This is a genomic window from Flavihumibacter fluminis, assembly GCF_021491375.1.
In the GTDB taxonomy this organism is placed as follows: domain Bacteria; phylum Bacteroidota; class Bacteroidia; order Chitinophagales; family Chitinophagaceae; genus Flavihumibacter; species Flavihumibacter fluminis.
This window is the reverse complement of record NZ_JAKEVY010000003.1, coordinates 45,792-59,394: the sequence shown is the minus strand read 5'-3', so window position 1 is coordinate 59,394 and position 13,603 is coordinate 45,792. Positions and strand designations below refer to the sequence as shown.

Here is a 13,603-nt window from a genome sequence, read left to right as displayed (position 1 = left end):
TAACCGGATAAATAATGTAATATGTATATTCTGATTGTGATGATCTTCACTGCAGCCTGTATGTTTGCCTATGCTCAGTTGCACGACTGGATTAATGAAGGAGTTTCTGGCATTCAAAAACCCTGGCTGCGACATACCATTGCTATCCTCTTGAAACTAATCGCGATCCTTACTACCATTACGATCTGGATCTTCACGGTCCTGTTTATTGTAATGTTTGAAAGTGCCAGAGAAAAAAACAAATGATGATACAAGAAAAAAACAAGCAGATTTTATCCGATGCAGTTTGGGGCTTTGTTATTGGGGATGCCCTCGGTGTTCCGGTTGAATTTGAATCACGCGAGCTCCTTCAGAAATATCCTGTTCAGGAGCTAACCGGCTGGGGTTCACATCACCAGCCTCCGGGAACCTGGAGTGATGATACCTCTATGATGCTTTGTACATTGGAGTGTTTAAAAAAGGGTGGCAGCATGACCGACCTGGCCAATTTGTTTCTTAGTTGGTACCAAGATGGCTACCTGGCAGCGCATGAGGAGCTTTTTGACATCGGAATCACCACCAGGCTTGCCATGGAGCGTTTACAGGAAGGCGATCCCTGGTTTCAATCCGGGAATTCAGAGGAACGTTCTGCCTGTGGTAACGGGAGTTTAATGAGGATCTTACCTTATGCTTTTTTCGATTCCTATATTCAGGCCGATACTCCAACCAGGTTTTCTCAGATCAGTAAGGCTGGTTCGATTACGCATGCGCATGTAATACCACACTTCTGTAGTTTCCTGTATGTGGAGTTGATTAAAGAGTTAATAAACGGCCAATCACTGTTGGAGGCACTTACTGCTGCACGGGAGCATACAATAGCAGCGATGGATCAGGATCCAAACAAAGAACTTGTGACTAACAAGATGCAGCAACTACTTGAAGCAGATTTTTCTACCATTCCGGTTACACAAATAAAATCAGGAGGTTATGTAGTCCATACACTGGAAGCTGTTATCTGGTCTGCTTTGCAGGGTACTGATTTCAGATCAACGGTGTTAACTGCAATTAATCTTGGTGAGGACACAGATACTGTTGGTGCACTTACAGGAGCTGTTGCTGCTATCTTATATGGACCTGATTTGGAATGGAAGAACAAAATTGTAGCTCCTGATAAGATTACAAAAGTATTATCGTTTTGATAACTGACTAAATCTTTAGTGCTAGATAAGAATAGAGCAGATCAATAATTTCAAGAAAAAGAATAATGTAATTTCAACAGCAGAAATAACTGTCTTTCATCCTTTCATGTTTATGGAACAATTCAATACCATTCAACTCACTAGAATTATCGCCCAACTAAAAGCTATTTGGGATGGCAAGCTGTGGGCAGATGTAAATCTAAAAGAGAAAGTATCTGCAATTAATGAAACCAATGCCTTTATCCAACCTGTAAAAGACATGCGTTCAATTGCTGAAATCGTTTCTCACATGCTCGCTTGGCGGCAATACACAATCAATACAATAAAGGGGATTTCCAATACACTTACGATGGAAAGTCCGGATAACTGGAAATCAAATGAATTGCTCAAACCAATTGGATGGAAGAATTTATTGGACGCTTTTGAATCAAGCAATGAGGAATTAATTACTCTTCTTAATGAAAAAGACGATGCCTTTTTAAAGCAAGAATATGTAAGCGGTTCACGATTTGAATTCTTACTTGAAGGTATTATTCATCATGATATATATCATCTGGGACAGATAGGGATCACGCTTAAATTCCTTTCGCTCACCCAATAAAAAATACCCAGGTTACAAAATCATCGGTAAACTCAATAAACTGATGCGGTGCATGCGCCGGCACGTACAAAAAATCACCCGGCTTAAAATCAGTTTCTTTCTCCAGTAACCTGAATTTCCCGGTTCCTGCTATTATAAGGTAAAACTCATCCCGGTCATGCGGCTGTTGTTTATCTACCAAATGTGGCCGGTATACTTCAACCGATAGCTTCCCCGCTTCAAACAAGGTAATGAATGTTGTGCCTGCCGCCTCTAATTGCCGCAACGCTTGTTCCTGCCCAATTTTATTTTGGAAATCCATGGTTATTTAATTCAGCTTTTAATTTCACTAGGTCTCCTAACAAACGGGTTTCAGTTACCTGTTCCCCCATACCCAGACTTTCCGCTATTCGTACGACTGCCGGATTCAATGTTTCAATTTCTGTTTCCCGCTTATTTCGGATATCCTGTAAGGTGGATATTTCCTGTCCGTCCGATAACCGGCTGATCTGCAACAAACTATTTTCTACTTCGACTGCCTCCAGGGTTATTTCCTTAGTTATTGCGATGGTCGTACATTCAACTATAATCCTTCGTGCGATTTGACGCGCCTCCTCACTTCTGTGAAAAATCCCATTGTCCACTTCCAGAAGCGGACAAACAGTATTGAATACACAATTTACAATCGCTTTTTTCCAGATGATCGGCTGGATATTTTCCTCTGCCTTGAATTGGAAAAAGGGTGTACTGAGCTGTTCTACTAGTTCAGTCAACTGTTGCATCCTTCCCCGTTCTATTCCAACCGGGCAGCCGGATACTGGTTTGAACCGGACGGTCTGTTGATTCATGAGCTGGCTGGTTACAAACAGTACGCAGCGATAGACTGCAGGAAATTGCTCATCCATAAATGGTTGCTCCACACCCAATCCATTTTGCAGCAATACGATGGGTGAATCGCCCGTTTTTGCTTTCAGTATCTTGGCAAGTCGGACATTCCCAAAGGATTTGGTGGCCAGCACGATGATCCCGTTAAGTACCGGGAAATTATCCAGTGTTGCTATGGTGATTGTTGCGTCATGCCGGGTTCCATCCGCCATTTCCACCTTGATCCGTTCTCTGCTGGTGTTACCATCTTGTATACTTCCTCTAAGTAACTGCACCTCCTTACCCGTTTCCTTTAGAAATACCGCCAATGCCTTACCAATGGCACCTGCTCCTATTATGTAAATGGGCTGTTGCATTTTAACCGTCCTCTTAGTAAAAGTAAATCCTAAACTAGTATTACCCTTTCCGCTTGTGTATATTGTCTAATTTTCGTACTATCATAACAATACGAGTAGTGAGCCAACCAATCTTCTGAAATATAATTATGGAATATAAGATACTTGACTGGGCTGCTGCAAATGAGTTGAGGAAAAAAGGGAAAGGAAAATTCCAATTAATGGTGGAGGCAACAAAGGCTAGTTTGTTTCAATTAAATGATTCTACCTATCTGCTTATGCCAATAAACCCTTTCGGAAACTCTATCCATATTATGGATAAGAATGTATTTGATAAATGGGTTTTAACCAACGAATTTCCAATAATTGAAGAAGCAACACAGTGGTATCATGATAACAAATTGCTCATTGACGATCTGTTGAAAAATAAAGAGAAATTAAAAAAAGATTTACTGAGTTATGTATATAAAGACAAGGACTACAATTCAATAGAAATAACTGATACTGTAATTGATGAAATCTTTGAGTATATCAAAACAAAAAGAAAATTGGACAATTTCAGACTGCATTTTATTGTTTTAGCCGGTGATTATTTAATGAAAGATCAGTCTGATATGAAATGGGGAGTGCTAAAAACCTGCCTGTTTGTAAATCCAATGTATTTGTTATCAATTATTAAAACAGATACTGAATTGAAGTACTATAATCTTGAAGCTGCTTTTTTTGGGAAGTGGGGTTATGCAGTAATGTTATATTACAAAAAAACCTTTAAGAGCGAATTTAGACCTGCTTCTGAACTGGAAGAGATTATTTTCTTATAGCCTTATCTTAGAGCGGTAATCGATCTATCTGTTATACTATGAATATGAAAATTAATCAAATAATTGAAAAGCATATTGAATTATATGTAAATAGAATTTCTTCTTTTTGGGAGGAGAATCCTCAAGTACCACTTGCGCTTAACGAGATCTACTTTAATTCTGAAAAATCTGTAGTTGATCTAATAAAGAAGGTTGAAATAAACAATTTTTATGAGTTTAAATTACCTATCGGCCATAAGGCAAATCTTGGCGATCCTGATACACTAGGTTTAAAAAAACTGGAAATTCTTAATCCGATATCTTTTAAAGAGTATGATTTATTTGATCGAATAGAATGTAAAACGAAAGAGGAGGTTAATGAAAAGTACCCTACTGCCTATTTTCTGATTCATAAGAAGTATTCACGTATTATAGATGCAAAACTTATTTCATTATTGCCTGATTACAAAAAATGTAATAATGGAAACCGCAAGAGAGTAATTGATGATAATTTGTCTTTTGAATTAGACTGGAGCATATCAAGGGAGAGGGCGGCTTTCCCTAACATTGAATATGTATTTCCAGAGTTCGTAATTAATTTCAAAGGAGAAGAATATTATCAATACCTGGATATTACCAATCTCGCATTTATTGGTGGTCGGAAAAGCTTCAATGTTTTTTACGATATATGTATGCAATTCTATTACGATAGCACCGGTGCAATTTACAAAGGAGAACTAAAAGAAGGGCAACCAGTTGTTTATTTTGAAAATAGAACCAATCTATATGTCATTACCAATTCAAAAGGAAAAATTGTAAGCTGGAACAATTATATTTCTACAGTGATGAACCTGTTTTATATCCATTTTACAATTTTTGAAAACTGGTTGATTGATTCAATTTCGAAGGAAGTAAAACTTTCTTGAATTAGTTGGTATACCCGTTTATTCTTACTAGCACCACGCTTTCGGGAATAATTTCGACGGTTTTGGGAATATTTTCAATTACTGTTTTTTTTCAAAAACTTTTTGCAACTTTCTGTGGCAAAACATCCCAGAAATTCCCAAACCTCTTTTTATGAAGAGCAAGTTCCTGTCTTTCCAAAATGGAACCACCTTCTACAAAATCCCAATTGATGATATCCTTTTCATTCAGGTAAAGGACGATTACTGTGCAATTATTACAGGCTCCTATTCCTGCTGGATGAAAATTACGATGCAACACCTCCTTGAGCTGCTACCGGAGAATCAATTTTATCGGGTGCACCGCTTTTATACGGTTAATCTTAACCTGGTGACCGGCGTTGGGAAAAACTTTCTGCTGGTGCAGGATCAACGAATTCCTGTTAGCAGATCGCTATCCCCTGCCTTTAATGAACAGTTTATAAAGTCCTGCAATTAGCTTCCTGAACGCTTCACGAACGGTTCACTGATGCTTCCCGAACGTTTAAACAACAGTAAAACAACGACCAAAATTCGGTTCCTGATGACTGACTGGATAGATGAAAGTGCCCGAATGGACGGTGAAACTATGCCGAACGGTCTTTTCCTACACCCCAAACTGCTTCAAATGATGTTTCGCATGCTTGTACAGCATCTGTATCTGGCCCTCATAATTCAGCGGACCAAAGAAAGGATTCACAATCTCCTGTTCCGGATTCTCAGCAAAGGCCTGCTGAAACACTTCCAGCGCCCGCTTTAATTCAATAATCGCAGTCTCCATGTTCGGATACCGCACCGGTGCAGGAGTTTCTGCCATAAGAGGATTCTTGACATTCTGTGGTAATGGATCCTCACTGAACAGAAAGGCTACCATCTGTGGCAACCGATTCTCTGGGCTTAACAACTTCACAGGTATCTTGCCCGCAGCTACCAACACCGCATCTGTCATGTGCTCCACCATCTGCTGGACATTCATCTGGCCCCAGGCAGGTGGGGTAGATGGGTCTAGTTCTGTGAGTAGACGGGGGAAGTCTTCCAGGAGGAAGCTGAGCTTGGCTTCCATCCTAAGCCGCTTTGCGCTTTTCAATTTCGGCGCAGAGGGTATCAAAGATATCGTCCACAGTTCCCTCGCCTTTCACTTCCACTACCTTGCCGAACTGGCGGTAATGATCAGCTACTGCCGATGTCTTCTTATGATATTCTGTAATCCGCGCACGGATAATGCTTTCATTCACGTCATCTGTCCGGCCACTGGTCAACCCGCGGTTCAGCAAGCGCTTCACCAGCTCTTCTTCTGTCACTTCCAGGGCTAACACCACATTGATGGCTTCCCCACGCTGCTCCAGCAACTCATCCAGGGCAACTGACTGCGCCTGGGTACGCGGAAATCCATCAAACAGGAATCCTTTGGCCTCCGGGTTGTTGTCCAATGCCGACCGGATCATGCCTATTACCACTGCATCCGGTACCAACTCCCCGCGATCCATGAATCCCTTCGCCTCCAAACCCAATGTGGTCTGGTTCGCGATCTCGGATCTCAATAAATCACCGGTGGACAAATGTTTTAAACCATAACGGGCGATCAGTCTTTCTGACTGCGTACCCTTCCCACTGCCGGGAGGACCAAATAGAATTAAATTGAACATGTTGTTAAAAAACTCAGATGAATGTCAAATTTAAGGGTTGCTCTCTAAAAATTGTCCATTAAAACCGGATTAAGCTTGAATTTTGTCAACCTGCTGACAAACCAAACGAACCAGCCACCCGTAGCTTTGTTATATTAATATGCGAACTATGTATCTTAAATTCCTGTTGCTTGGCTGCCTGATCAGCTTCCAGTATTGCAGCTTTTCGCAAGCCAAAAAAGAAACCACTTCACAAAAAATATCTACCATGGATAGCTCCAAAAATCCCGTTTACTCCCGCAATTCCACTGATAAAGTGAATCTCAGTGAGGAGGAATGGAAGAAAATCCTTCCTGCCGATGTCTATTACATCGCGCGGCAAAAAGGAACCGAAAGACCTTTTACCAGTCCCTTTGAACACTCTAAAGATGTAGGTACCTATCATTGCGCCGCCTGTGGAAACCCTCTCTTCCAAAGTGATACCAAGTTCGACAGCGGTTGCGGATGGCCAAGTTTCTATCAGCCGATCTCCAAAACCAGTATTATTTATACCCCTGATAATTCCCATGGTATGCGTCGCACAGAAGTGCAATGCGGTCGCTGTAAGGCGCACCTGGGACATGTTTTTGAAGATGGCCCCCCGCCAACTGGCCTGCGCTACTGCATTAATGGGGTAATCCTCGACTTCGCCAAAGCCAAAGAAGCCGAAAAATCCTACAATGAGAAGTCCGGTAAGCAGTAATAAGGACTAAGTGTTTTTTCCATTCGTCGGGTAAAAAAGTCAGCCTGGCGAGTAAATATGAACGATAGCCGAACTCATTCTTTTTACTCCGGATCCCGTTGCATCTTTACATCATGAAGCAGCAGTAATGAAATTGTCTCGGTTGTTACATTTGGACAAATTCTGGATCTGGATCACTAAACACTACTAAAAAAACAAAAAGCCCCTCTGGACGGGGGCTTTCTTGTTTATGGTTGGTTATTCCAGTTATTTCACTTCATCCAACTCCACTTTCACAGTCACTTCTACTTCCTTTCCTACTACCAGTCCGCCGGTTTCAGTTGCCCGATCCCACTTCAGATTGTAATCAAAACGATTGATCGTTGTGGTTGCCTTGAACCCTGCCTTACGGCCACGGCCACCCGCAATTACTCCACCATGGGTTACCTGAAAGGTTACTGGTTTGGTCACGTCACGAATGGTGAGGTTGCCTTTCAGTTCGTACTTGTTATTACCCAGCGGCTTCATCGATGTGCTTTCAAATTTCATGGTAGGAAACTTCTCCACATTGAAGAAATCATCACTCTTCAGGTGGCCATCCCGGCGCTCATTGTCGGTATTAATAGAATTCACATCCACCGTAAAATTGATTTTAGCATCAGAGAAATCATCCTTGCTGTTCTCAACTGTTCCATCCCACATCTTAAAGGTTCCTTCCGCCTCAGACACCACCATGTGATTCACGGAAAAGCGAACACTGGAATGTCCTTTGTCCAGCTTCCATTTGGTTTGCGCAGTTGCACTCATGCCCAGCGCCAGGGCTGCACCCATCATAAGCAGGTTTAATTTTCGCATATTAATTGGTTTTATTGGTTAAACACTAAGGTACACCTTTCATCAATTTCCAGATAAGGTTCCAACATTATCCTTTAATTTCCTTGTTCAAATTGAATCGCACATGACACACTGGAGAAAAATTGGACTGGCAGGAACCCTGCTGGTTGGTTCTGCTTTGGTAGCAACGGCGCAGAAAAAAACTGCTCAAAAAGCGCCGGCCCCCGCAGCTGCTGAAACTGTTTCACTCGACCAGTTCAAAAACTGGAAACCCCGGAATATCGGTCCGGCTGGTATGAGTGGTCGTATCACCGCCATCGACGCGGTAGTAGATGATCCCAACATTATTTACTTGGGCTCAGCATCCGGCGGGGTCTGGAAAACCATCAATGGCGGCCATGAATGGAAGCCTGTTTTTGATGAACAACCGAATATCAATATCGGGTCGGTAGCTATCCAGCAATCAAATCCCAATATTGTTTGGGTGGGTACCGGCGAAGGCAATCCCCGCAACTCAATCAATATTGGCGAGGGCATTTACAAAACCATCGATGGGGGTAAAACCTGGAATCGCATGGGCCTGGAAAAAACCAGGAATATCCACCGGGTGCTGATTGATCCCAATAACCCCAACACCGTATATGCCGGGGTGATTGGCAACCCCTATGATTTTCACCCCGATCGCGGTGTGTTCAAAACTACCGATGGGGGCCAGTCCTGGAACAAGATTCTCTACACCAACGACAGCTCCGGGATCGCAGACATGATCATGGATCCCTCCAATCCCAATAAACTCTTCGCCGCCATGTGGCAGCATTACCGCACCCCCTGGAGTTTCATGAGTGGTGGTAGCGGCAGTGGCTTATACATGACCCTCGATGGAGGTAAAAACTGGAAAAAGCTGGGCAAGGAAAATGGCCTGCCGGAAGGTGATTATGGCCGGATTGGCTTAGCAATTGCACGCAACAATCCCAATGTCGTATATGCCCTGGTGGAAGCTACCAAAAACGGATTGTATAAAAGTGAAGATGGCGGTTACAACTGGAAACTCGTAAACAGCAATCCAAGCTGGGTGACCAACCGCCCTTTCTATTTCCAGGAAATCGCAGTAGATCCACTGAATGAAAACCGCGTTTGGCTGATCTACCAGATGATCGCCAAAAGTGAAGATGGCGGGAAGGATTTTGAAGTAGTCATCCCTTATAATGGTATCCACCCCGATCACCATGCTTTCTGGATTCACCCCAAAGACAACAAGTTCATCATTGATGGCAATGATGGGGGTATTGGTATCACCCGCGATATGGGTAAGAACTGGGTCTTTGATGAAAAGCTGCCAGTGGGACAATTCTACCATATTAATGTCGACAATGAACAGCCCTACAATGTAATGGGTGGTATGCAGGACAATGGTTCCTGGCGCGGACCAGCTTACACCTGGATGAGTGGCGGTATTAAAAATTATTTCTGGGAAAATCTCTGGGGCGGCGATGGCTTTGATGTGATGCCCGATGCCGAAGATGCCAACTGGGTTTATGCCATGAGCCAGCAGGGCAATGTGGGCCGCTATAATGTGAAGACCGGCGAGTCATGGTTCATCAAACCCGCGAACCCTAACCTGCAAACTATCTTACGTTTTAACTGGAATGCCGGTATTGCGCAGGACCCCTTTGATAAAAAGACCATCTATTTTGGCAGCCAGTATCTGCACAAGAGTACTGATAAGGGCGTTACCTGGGAGATGATTTCCGGTGATCTGACCACCAACGATTCCAGCAAAATTGACCAGAATAAAAACGGAGGTCTCAGCCTCGATATCACAGGTGCCGAAAACCATTGTACCATTCTGACCATTGCCCCTTCTGCCAAACAGCAGGGGGTGATCTGGGTAGGTACGGATGATGGCAATGTGCAGCTCACACAGGATGGTGGTAAAACCTGGACCAACTTCCGTGGTAAGATTCCCGGCATGCCGGTTGGCGCCTGGGTGCAGCAAATCCAAACCTCCCGCCATAATGCGGCGGAGGCTATGGTGGTGGTTAATGATTATCGCCGCGGCGATTTCAAACCTTATATTTTCCGCACCACTGATTTTGGTAAAACCTGGAGCCGCCTGGTGGATGAGAAGAAAGTGGTAGGATATGCTCTTTCTGTGATCCAGGACCCCACGGAACCCAACCTGATTTTTGTGGGCACCGAGCAGGGACTTTGGGTAAGTCTGAACAATGGGGCCAGCTTCCAGCAGTGGAAGAATGGATACCCTTCCGTTTCTACCTATGATATGGTGATCCAGGAGCGTGAGGCCGACCTGGTGATTGCTACTTTTGGTCGCTCTCTCTGGGTGCTGGATGATATCCGCCCCCTGCGCAAACTCGCAGCTAATAAGGGGATGGCACCCAAATCTGCCCTCACTGTTTTCCCGGCTCCAACAGCCGTGCAGGCAGAGATCCGCAATGCTCCAGGTTACGAGTGGAGCACCTGGGGTATCTGGGATGCGGAGAATCGCAGAAGAGGTGCAGCGCTTGCCTACCATGTAGACAAATCCCGCCTGGATACTACTTCACGCAAAAAAGCAGACAGTCTCTGGGTGAAGATTTACGATGATAAAAATGAACTGATCAGAACCCTCAAGTGGAAGGCCGACTCAGGTTACAACCGCAACTACTGGGGCTTTGAGCAGAAAGGTTTCCGTCGCCCCGGTTCTCCCAAACCCCGGCCCAATGCTCCCGAGCCAGGTGGACTGGATGTATTCCCGGGCACCTATAAAGTGGTGATGGACCTGGCCGGAGTGAAAGACAGTACAATGGTTACTGTGGTAGGTGACCCCCGCCTGGGAGATCGCAAAGAAGTGATCCTGGCCCAGCGCGCCCTGAGTGATCGCCTTCGTAAGAGCAGTGACAAGCTGATTGATGGCATGGACCGCCTGACCGAGGCAGAGGACCTGACCAAAAAGATGGAGGCACAATTAAAGGATATGACCGGCAAGGAAGCTGACACCCTGCGCAAAGCGGGCAAGCAAATCCAGGAGGAGATCAAATCCATTCGGGAGTTCATCAATGGCAAAACAATTGAGCGCCAGGGTTATGGTCGCCCGCAGCAGCCACCCACCCCGATGAGTGTATTGCAGCAGGCCAACCGGTATATAAGTGCCAAGCCGGTGAAGCCAGGTGCACAGGAAGAGCAGTTGGTAAAAGATGCGGAACTCAAATTGGGTGAAGCAGTAGAGAAGATCAACAGCTTCTTTACCAGCAAGTGGGCTGCCTACCGTAAACTGTTGGAAACCAATCCGTTAAAACTGTTTAAAGACTATCAGCCGATTCAATAAGCTGAGAGGTTGGATAAAATCAAAGTCCCGCTGTGCATAAAGCCGGCGGGACTTTTTATATAAAGAAGAGCAAACCAACGGGCAGTCCTCTAGTATCCTAGTTCATTCAATTGTTGTTGGGTAAATGGTTTTTCCATGATCCGGAGCCGGGCCTTATCTACATTCTGCGGGATATTGGGATGAAAGGCACTGATCAGGTGCAGCTCGAGTTCGGGATACTTTTCCAAAATCTCTCCTGCATGATCCCATCCAAGTCCGTCGGGCAGGTTATTATCCAGAAAAAGAACATCCGGATGCAGGGTTTCCAGTTTGGCTAAGCCTTCCTGCAGGGTGTTTGCGATGGATACCTCATACTGTTTCCGGGTGTAATAGATCTTCATCAGCAAACACAAGTCTTCTTCGTCGTCTACGATTAGTATTTTCTTGGCTAAACCCATGTTTAAACTTCCACAAATAAATTGCCACAAATTTTTACGGTGGATAAGGGGTGAATCCTTATCCTGATGGGGATCATTTTCCCCATTGTAATTGGCCTCAAATGCAGGCTGGGGCTAAAATAGGCAAAGTTTAAGCTGGCATGAAGTTTTGACCGTTTTATTCAGATTAAAATTTCTAACCAGTAAAATTTATACCATGACAAACACATCAAAAATTGTATTGGGAGTATTGGGAGCCGCTGCCGCTGGAGTAGCTATCGGACTGTTGATTGCACCTGAAAAAGGGAAGGACCTTCGTACTAAAATTGCCGACAACGCAAAAAATTGGGCAGATGAACTTGGTTCCTGGATGAACGATAAAAAATCAGAAGCGAGTTCAGCTGCCAAAAAAATGTCTGTCAAGGCAGAGGAAGTAGCTCATTCCATGAGCTAAATCAGGGTCGCACTGTCGGGTTGGGCAGTGCGACATTTTTTTAACTCCAGAATCAAAGAGCATGGATGCATTAAAATCAAAAGCGGCGGATTTGCTGGAGCAGGGAAGTGAATTGCTGGATACCTATTACCGGCTGACCGTAGTAAATGCAACTGAAAAAGTAGCCAAAGCCAGTTCAGTAAGTGTGGTTGCTATGGCGGCTGCAATATTCGGACTGATTGTACTTTTCTTTGGTGGCATTGGTCTGGCCTGGTGGATCGGAGAGTCTATTGACAATATGAAAGCAGGCTTTTTTATTGTAGGCGGGATCTTTTTACTCCTGCTGGTAGTGCTGATGGTGTTTCGCAAATCCCTCCTCGTGCCGCTGATTCGTAACCAGATAATTCAAGCTATTTATGATAAATCCGATCAGAAACCACGATGATCTGCTGGCAGAAAAGGCCCGGTTGAAAAGCCTTTTACTGGTGCAGAAAAATCAACTCCGACGCAGTTGGGAAGGAATTGAAGAAGAACTGGAACCGGCTACCAAATTGCTGGGCTCACTGAGTTTATTCAGTTCCAAAAAATCAGATAATCCTTTATTGAAACTGGGGATGGATCTCGGCATAGATATGGTCATGCGCAAAACCCTTTTCCGACAGGCAGGGTTTCTGACGAGATTAGGCGCACCGATCCTGGTCAGGAACCTGGTAAGCAACCTTTTAGATAATAAGGGTGCAGGCCTGCTGGCGGGAATTAAATCCATCTTTAAAGGGAAAAAAGAAAACGCGACGGCGGTAGCTTCTTAAGGGATCTGCGCCGTACTGAACCAATAAGAGCGGATATCTTCAATTGTTTTTACCAGGTTTTCAAAACCTACAGGTTTAACTACATAGGTATTCGCACCGAGTTCGTAACAACGATTGATTTCATTTTCGTTCTTGGTAGTTGTAAACACAATCACAGGGATCTTCTTAAAACGGGGATCCTCTTTGATTTCTTTGAGCACTTCGCGCCCATCTTTCTTTGGCATATTCAGGTCAAGCAGTATGAATCCGGGTAGGGGATGTTCGGTATTGGCGTCCTCTGTTTTGAGGTTGCGCAAATAATCGAGCAGCTCCACACCGTTCTCCACAAACTCCAGTTTCCCCTTGAACCCATTTTCTGCGAAAGCGGTTTCAAGCAGGAAGCGGTCATCTGCATCATCTTCTGCTACCAGGATATAAACTTTACTCATATTAAATAAAGGTACAAACAAAGGGCAGTGTTGAGCTGCCCTTTTCAAAGAATTAGCATTACCCTTTGCGTAACATCCCTGAAATCAAGGATATCAGGAATAGGACGATAAAGATATAAAACAGGATTTTGGCAATACCTGCGGCACTAGCTGCAATACCGCCGAATCCAAACACAGCAGCAATGATTGCTACTACGAGAAAAATGATTGTCCAGCGTAACATGATAATATGTTTTAGGTGATTAAATAGGGCTCAACCCCTGCTTTTAAATAATCATGCCATCCGCTGAAGG

19 protein-coding genes are annotated in these 13,603 nt (G+C 44.1%); 11 read left to right on the top strand and 8 right to left on the bottom strand.

Annotated elements, in window-relative coordinates; translation table 11 throughout:
- Positions 1-21 precede the first annotated feature (21 nt).
- From L0U88_RS11410 to L0U88_RS11400, 3 genes are all read left to right on the top strand, one after another.
- Positions 22-246 (top strand): hypothetical protein, encoded by a 225-nt coding sequence (locus tag L0U88_RS11410; RefSeq protein ID WP_234866189.1) that lies wholly within the window; start codon positions 22-24, stop codon positions 244-246.
- Complete coding sequence (locus L0U88_RS11405; protein ID WP_234866188.1) at positions 243-1,178, top strand: ADP-ribosylglycohydrolase family protein; 936 nt, start codon at positions 243-245, stop codon at positions 1,176-1,178. The genes L0U88_RS11410 and L0U88_RS11405 overlap by 4 nt, the downstream gene beginning before the upstream one ends.
- A gap of 112 nt (positions 1,179-1,290) precedes the next feature.
- Positions 1,291-1,779 carry a DinB family protein gene (locus L0U88_RS11400; protein ID WP_234866187.1) on the top strand — a complete coding sequence of 163 codons (489 nt, stop codon included), beginning with the start codon at positions 1,291-1,293 and terminating at the stop codon, positions 1,777-1,779.
- Here L0U88_RS11400 and L0U88_RS11395 read toward each other — a convergent pair.
- Together L0U88_RS11395 and L0U88_RS11390 are read right to left on the bottom strand one after the other, a co-directional pair.
- On the bottom strand, positions 1,769-2,080 hold the full coding sequence (locus L0U88_RS11395) for a cupin domain-containing protein (RefSeq protein WP_234866186.1): 312 nt from the start codon (positions 2,078-2,080) through the stop codon (positions 1,769-1,771). The two genes, L0U88_RS11400 and L0U88_RS11395, sit on opposite strands and share 11 nt — an antisense overlap.
- Positions 2,064-2,999 carry a ketopantoate reductase family protein gene (locus tag L0U88_RS11390; protein WP_234866185.1) on the bottom strand — a complete coding sequence of 312 codons (936 nt, stop codon included), beginning with the start codon at positions 2,997-2,999 and terminating at the stop codon, positions 2,064-2,066. The genes L0U88_RS11395 and L0U88_RS11390 overlap by 17 nt, the downstream gene beginning before the upstream one ends.
- 128 nt (positions 3,000-3,127) lie before the next feature.
- Here L0U88_RS11390 and L0U88_RS11385 point away from each other — a divergent pair, with 128 nt between their 5' ends.
- The 3 genes from L0U88_RS11385 to L0U88_RS11375 all read left to right on the top strand — a co-directional run bounded on the left by L0U88_RS11385 (position 3,128) and on the right by L0U88_RS11375 (position 5,179).
- Positions 3,128-3,799 carry a hypothetical protein gene (locus L0U88_RS11385; protein WP_234866184.1) on the top strand — a complete coding sequence of 224 codons (672 nt, stop codon included), beginning with the start codon at positions 3,128-3,130 and terminating at the stop codon, positions 3,797-3,799.
- Between the two features lie 44 nt (positions 3,800-3,843).
- Complete coding sequence (locus tag L0U88_RS11380) at positions 3,844-4,704, top strand: hypothetical protein (RefSeq protein ID WP_234866183.1); 861 nt, start codon at positions 3,844-3,846, stop codon at positions 4,702-4,704.
- 151 nt (positions 4,705-4,855) lie between these two features.
- On the top strand, positions 4,856-5,179 hold the full coding sequence (locus tag L0U88_RS11375) for a LytR/AlgR family response regulator transcription factor (protein ID WP_234866182.1): 324 nt from the start codon (positions 4,856-4,858) through the stop codon (positions 5,177-5,179).
- 147 nt (positions 5,180-5,326) lie between these two features.
- Here the strand turns inward: L0U88_RS11375 and L0U88_RS11370 are convergent, their stop codons facing one another.
- Both L0U88_RS11370 and L0U88_RS11365 read right to left on the bottom strand, forming a co-directional pair.
- The gene (locus L0U88_RS11370) at positions 5,327-5,782 is read right to left on the bottom strand and encodes a DinB family protein (protein ID WP_234866181.1); all 456 of its coding nucleotides are present in this window, start codon (positions 5,780-5,782) and stop codon (positions 5,327-5,329) included.
- Position 5,783: 1 nt separating this feature from the next.
- Positions 5,784-6,365 (bottom strand): adenylate kinase, encoded by a 582-nt coding sequence (locus L0U88_RS11365; RefSeq protein ID WP_234866180.1) that lies wholly within the window; start codon positions 6,363-6,365, stop codon positions 5,784-5,786.
- Between the two features lie 148 nt (positions 6,366-6,513).
- Here L0U88_RS11365 and msrB point away from each other — a divergent pair, with 148 nt between their 5' ends.
- Positions 6,514-7,086 (top strand): peptide-methionine (R)-S-oxide reductase MsrB, encoded by a 573-nt coding sequence (msrB, locus tag L0U88_RS11360; protein WP_234866179.1) that lies wholly within the window; start codon positions 6,514-6,516, stop codon positions 7,084-7,086.
- A 246-nt stretch (positions 7,087-7,332) separates the two neighbouring features.
- Here msrB and L0U88_RS11355 read toward each other — a convergent pair whose 3' ends face one another.
- Complete coding sequence (locus tag L0U88_RS11355; protein ID WP_234866178.1) at positions 7,333-7,920, bottom strand: YceI family protein; 588 nt, start codon at positions 7,918-7,920, stop codon at positions 7,333-7,335.
- A gap of 103 nt (positions 7,921-8,023) precedes the next feature.
- Here L0U88_RS11355 and L0U88_RS11350 point away from each other — a divergent pair, with 103 nt between their 5' ends.
- Entirely contained in the window at positions 8,024-11,224 is a 3,201-nt protein-coding gene (locus tag L0U88_RS11350) for a WD40/YVTN/BNR-like repeat-containing protein (RefSeq protein WP_234866177.1), read from the top strand.
- A gap of 89 nt (positions 11,225-11,313) precedes the next feature.
- On the opposite strand, the gene L0U88_RS11345 is transcribed toward L0U88_RS11350, so the two are convergent.
- Positions 11,314-11,661, bottom strand: a complete 348-nt coding sequence (locus L0U88_RS11345; RefSeq protein WP_234866176.1) for a response regulator — start codon at positions 11,659-11,661, stop codon at positions 11,314-11,316.
- A gap of 196 nt (positions 11,662-11,857) precedes the next feature.
- On the opposite strand from L0U88_RS11345, the gene L0U88_RS11340 reads away from it, so the two are divergent.
- The 3 genes from L0U88_RS11340 (at position 11,858) to L0U88_RS11330 (ending at position 12,882) form a co-directional block, all read left to right on the top strand.
- Positions 11,858-12,094, top strand: coding sequence for a YtxH domain-containing protein (locus tag L0U88_RS11340; RefSeq protein WP_234866175.1), 237 nt, complete (start codon positions 11,858-11,860; stop codon positions 12,092-12,094).
- A 61-nt stretch (positions 12,095-12,155) separates the two neighbouring features.
- Positions 12,156-12,518: a phage holin family protein gene (locus L0U88_RS11335; protein WP_234866174.1), complete on the top strand. Its 363-nt coding sequence runs from the start codon at positions 12,156-12,158 to the stop codon at positions 12,516-12,518.
- The gene (locus L0U88_RS11330; protein ID WP_234866173.1) at positions 12,490-12,882 is read left to right on the top strand and encodes a hypothetical protein; all 393 of its coding nucleotides are present in this window, start codon (positions 12,490-12,492) and stop codon (positions 12,880-12,882) included. Before L0U88_RS11335 ends, L0U88_RS11330 begins: the two co-directional genes overlap by 29 nt.
- Here the strand turns inward: L0U88_RS11330 and L0U88_RS11325 are convergent.
- Complete coding sequence (locus L0U88_RS11325; protein ID WP_234866172.1) at positions 12,879-13,310, bottom strand: response regulator; 432 nt, start codon at positions 13,308-13,310, stop codon at positions 12,879-12,881. The genes L0U88_RS11330 and L0U88_RS11325 overlap by 4 nt on opposite strands.
- Positions 13,311-13,368: 58 nt before the next feature.
- Positions 13,369-13,533 carry a DUF1328 domain-containing protein gene (locus L0U88_RS11320; RefSeq protein ID WP_234866171.1) on the bottom strand — a complete coding sequence of 55 codons (165 nt, stop codon included), beginning with the start codon at positions 13,531-13,533 and terminating at the stop codon, positions 13,369-13,371.
- Positions 13,534-13,603: the final 70 nt, after the last annotated feature.

Coding starts and splice junctions, on each gene's coding strand:
- L0U88_RS11410 (WP_234866189.1), top strand. CDS start 22: ATGTATATTCTGATTGTGATGATCTTCACTGCAGCCTGTATGTTTGCC.
- L0U88_RS11405 (WP_234866188.1), top strand. CDS start 243: ATGATGATACAAGAAAAAAACAAGCAGATTTTATCCGATGCAGTTTGG.
- L0U88_RS11400 (WP_234866187.1), top strand. CDS start 1,291: ATGGAACAATTCAATACCATTCAACTCACTAGAATTATCGCCCAACTA.
- L0U88_RS11395 (WP_234866186.1), bottom strand. CDS start 2,080: ATGGATTTCCAAAATAAAATTGGGCAGGAACAAGCGTTGCGGCAATTA.
- L0U88_RS11390 (WP_234866185.1), bottom strand. CDS start 2,999: ATGCAACAGCCCATTTACATAATAGGAGCAGGTGCCATTGGTAAGGCA.
- L0U88_RS11385 (WP_234866184.1), top strand. CDS start 3,128: ATGGAATATAAGATACTTGACTGGGCTGCTGCAAATGAGTTGAGGAAA.
- L0U88_RS11380 (WP_234866183.1), top strand. CDS start 3,844: ATGAAAATTAATCAAATAATTGAAAAGCATATTGAATTATATGTAAAT.
- L0U88_RS11375 (WP_234866182.1), top strand. CDS start 4,856: ATGAAGAGCAAGTTCCTGTCTTTCCAAAATGGAACCACCTTCTACAAA.
- L0U88_RS11370 (WP_234866181.1), bottom strand. CDS start 5,782: ATGGAAGCCAAGCTCAGCTTCCTCCTGGAAGACTTCCCCCGTCTACTC.
- L0U88_RS11365 (WP_234866180.1), bottom strand. CDS start 6,365: ATGTTCAATTTAATTCTATTTGGTCCTCCCGGCAGTGGGAAGGGTACG.
- msrB (WP_234866179.1), top strand. CDS start 6,514: ATGTATCTTAAATTCCTGTTGCTTGGCTGCCTGATCAGCTTCCAGTAT.
- L0U88_RS11355 (WP_234866178.1), bottom strand. CDS start 7,920: ATGCGAAAATTAAACCTGCTTATGATGGGTGCAGCCCTGGCGCTGGGC.
- L0U88_RS11350 (WP_234866177.1), top strand. CDS start 8,024: ATGACACACTGGAGAAAAATTGGACTGGCAGGAACCCTGCTGGTTGGT.
- L0U88_RS11345 (WP_234866176.1), bottom strand. CDS start 11,661: ATGGGTTTAGCCAAGAAAATACTAATCGTAGACGACGAAGAAGACTTG.
- L0U88_RS11340 (WP_234866175.1), top strand. CDS start 11,858: ATGACAAACACATCAAAAATTGTATTGGGAGTATTGGGAGCCGCTGCC.
- L0U88_RS11335 (WP_234866174.1), top strand. CDS start 12,156: ATGGATGCATTAAAATCAAAAGCGGCGGATTTGCTGGAGCAGGGAAGT.
- L0U88_RS11330 (WP_234866173.1), top strand. CDS start 12,490: ATGATAAATCCGATCAGAAACCACGATGATCTGCTGGCAGAAAAGGCC.
- L0U88_RS11325 (WP_234866172.1), bottom strand. CDS start 13,310: ATGAGTAAAGTTTATATCCTGGTAGCAGAAGATGATGCAGATGACCGC.
- L0U88_RS11320 (WP_234866171.1), bottom strand. CDS start 13,533: ATGTTACGCTGGACAATCATTTTTCTCGTAGTAGCAATCATTGCTGCT.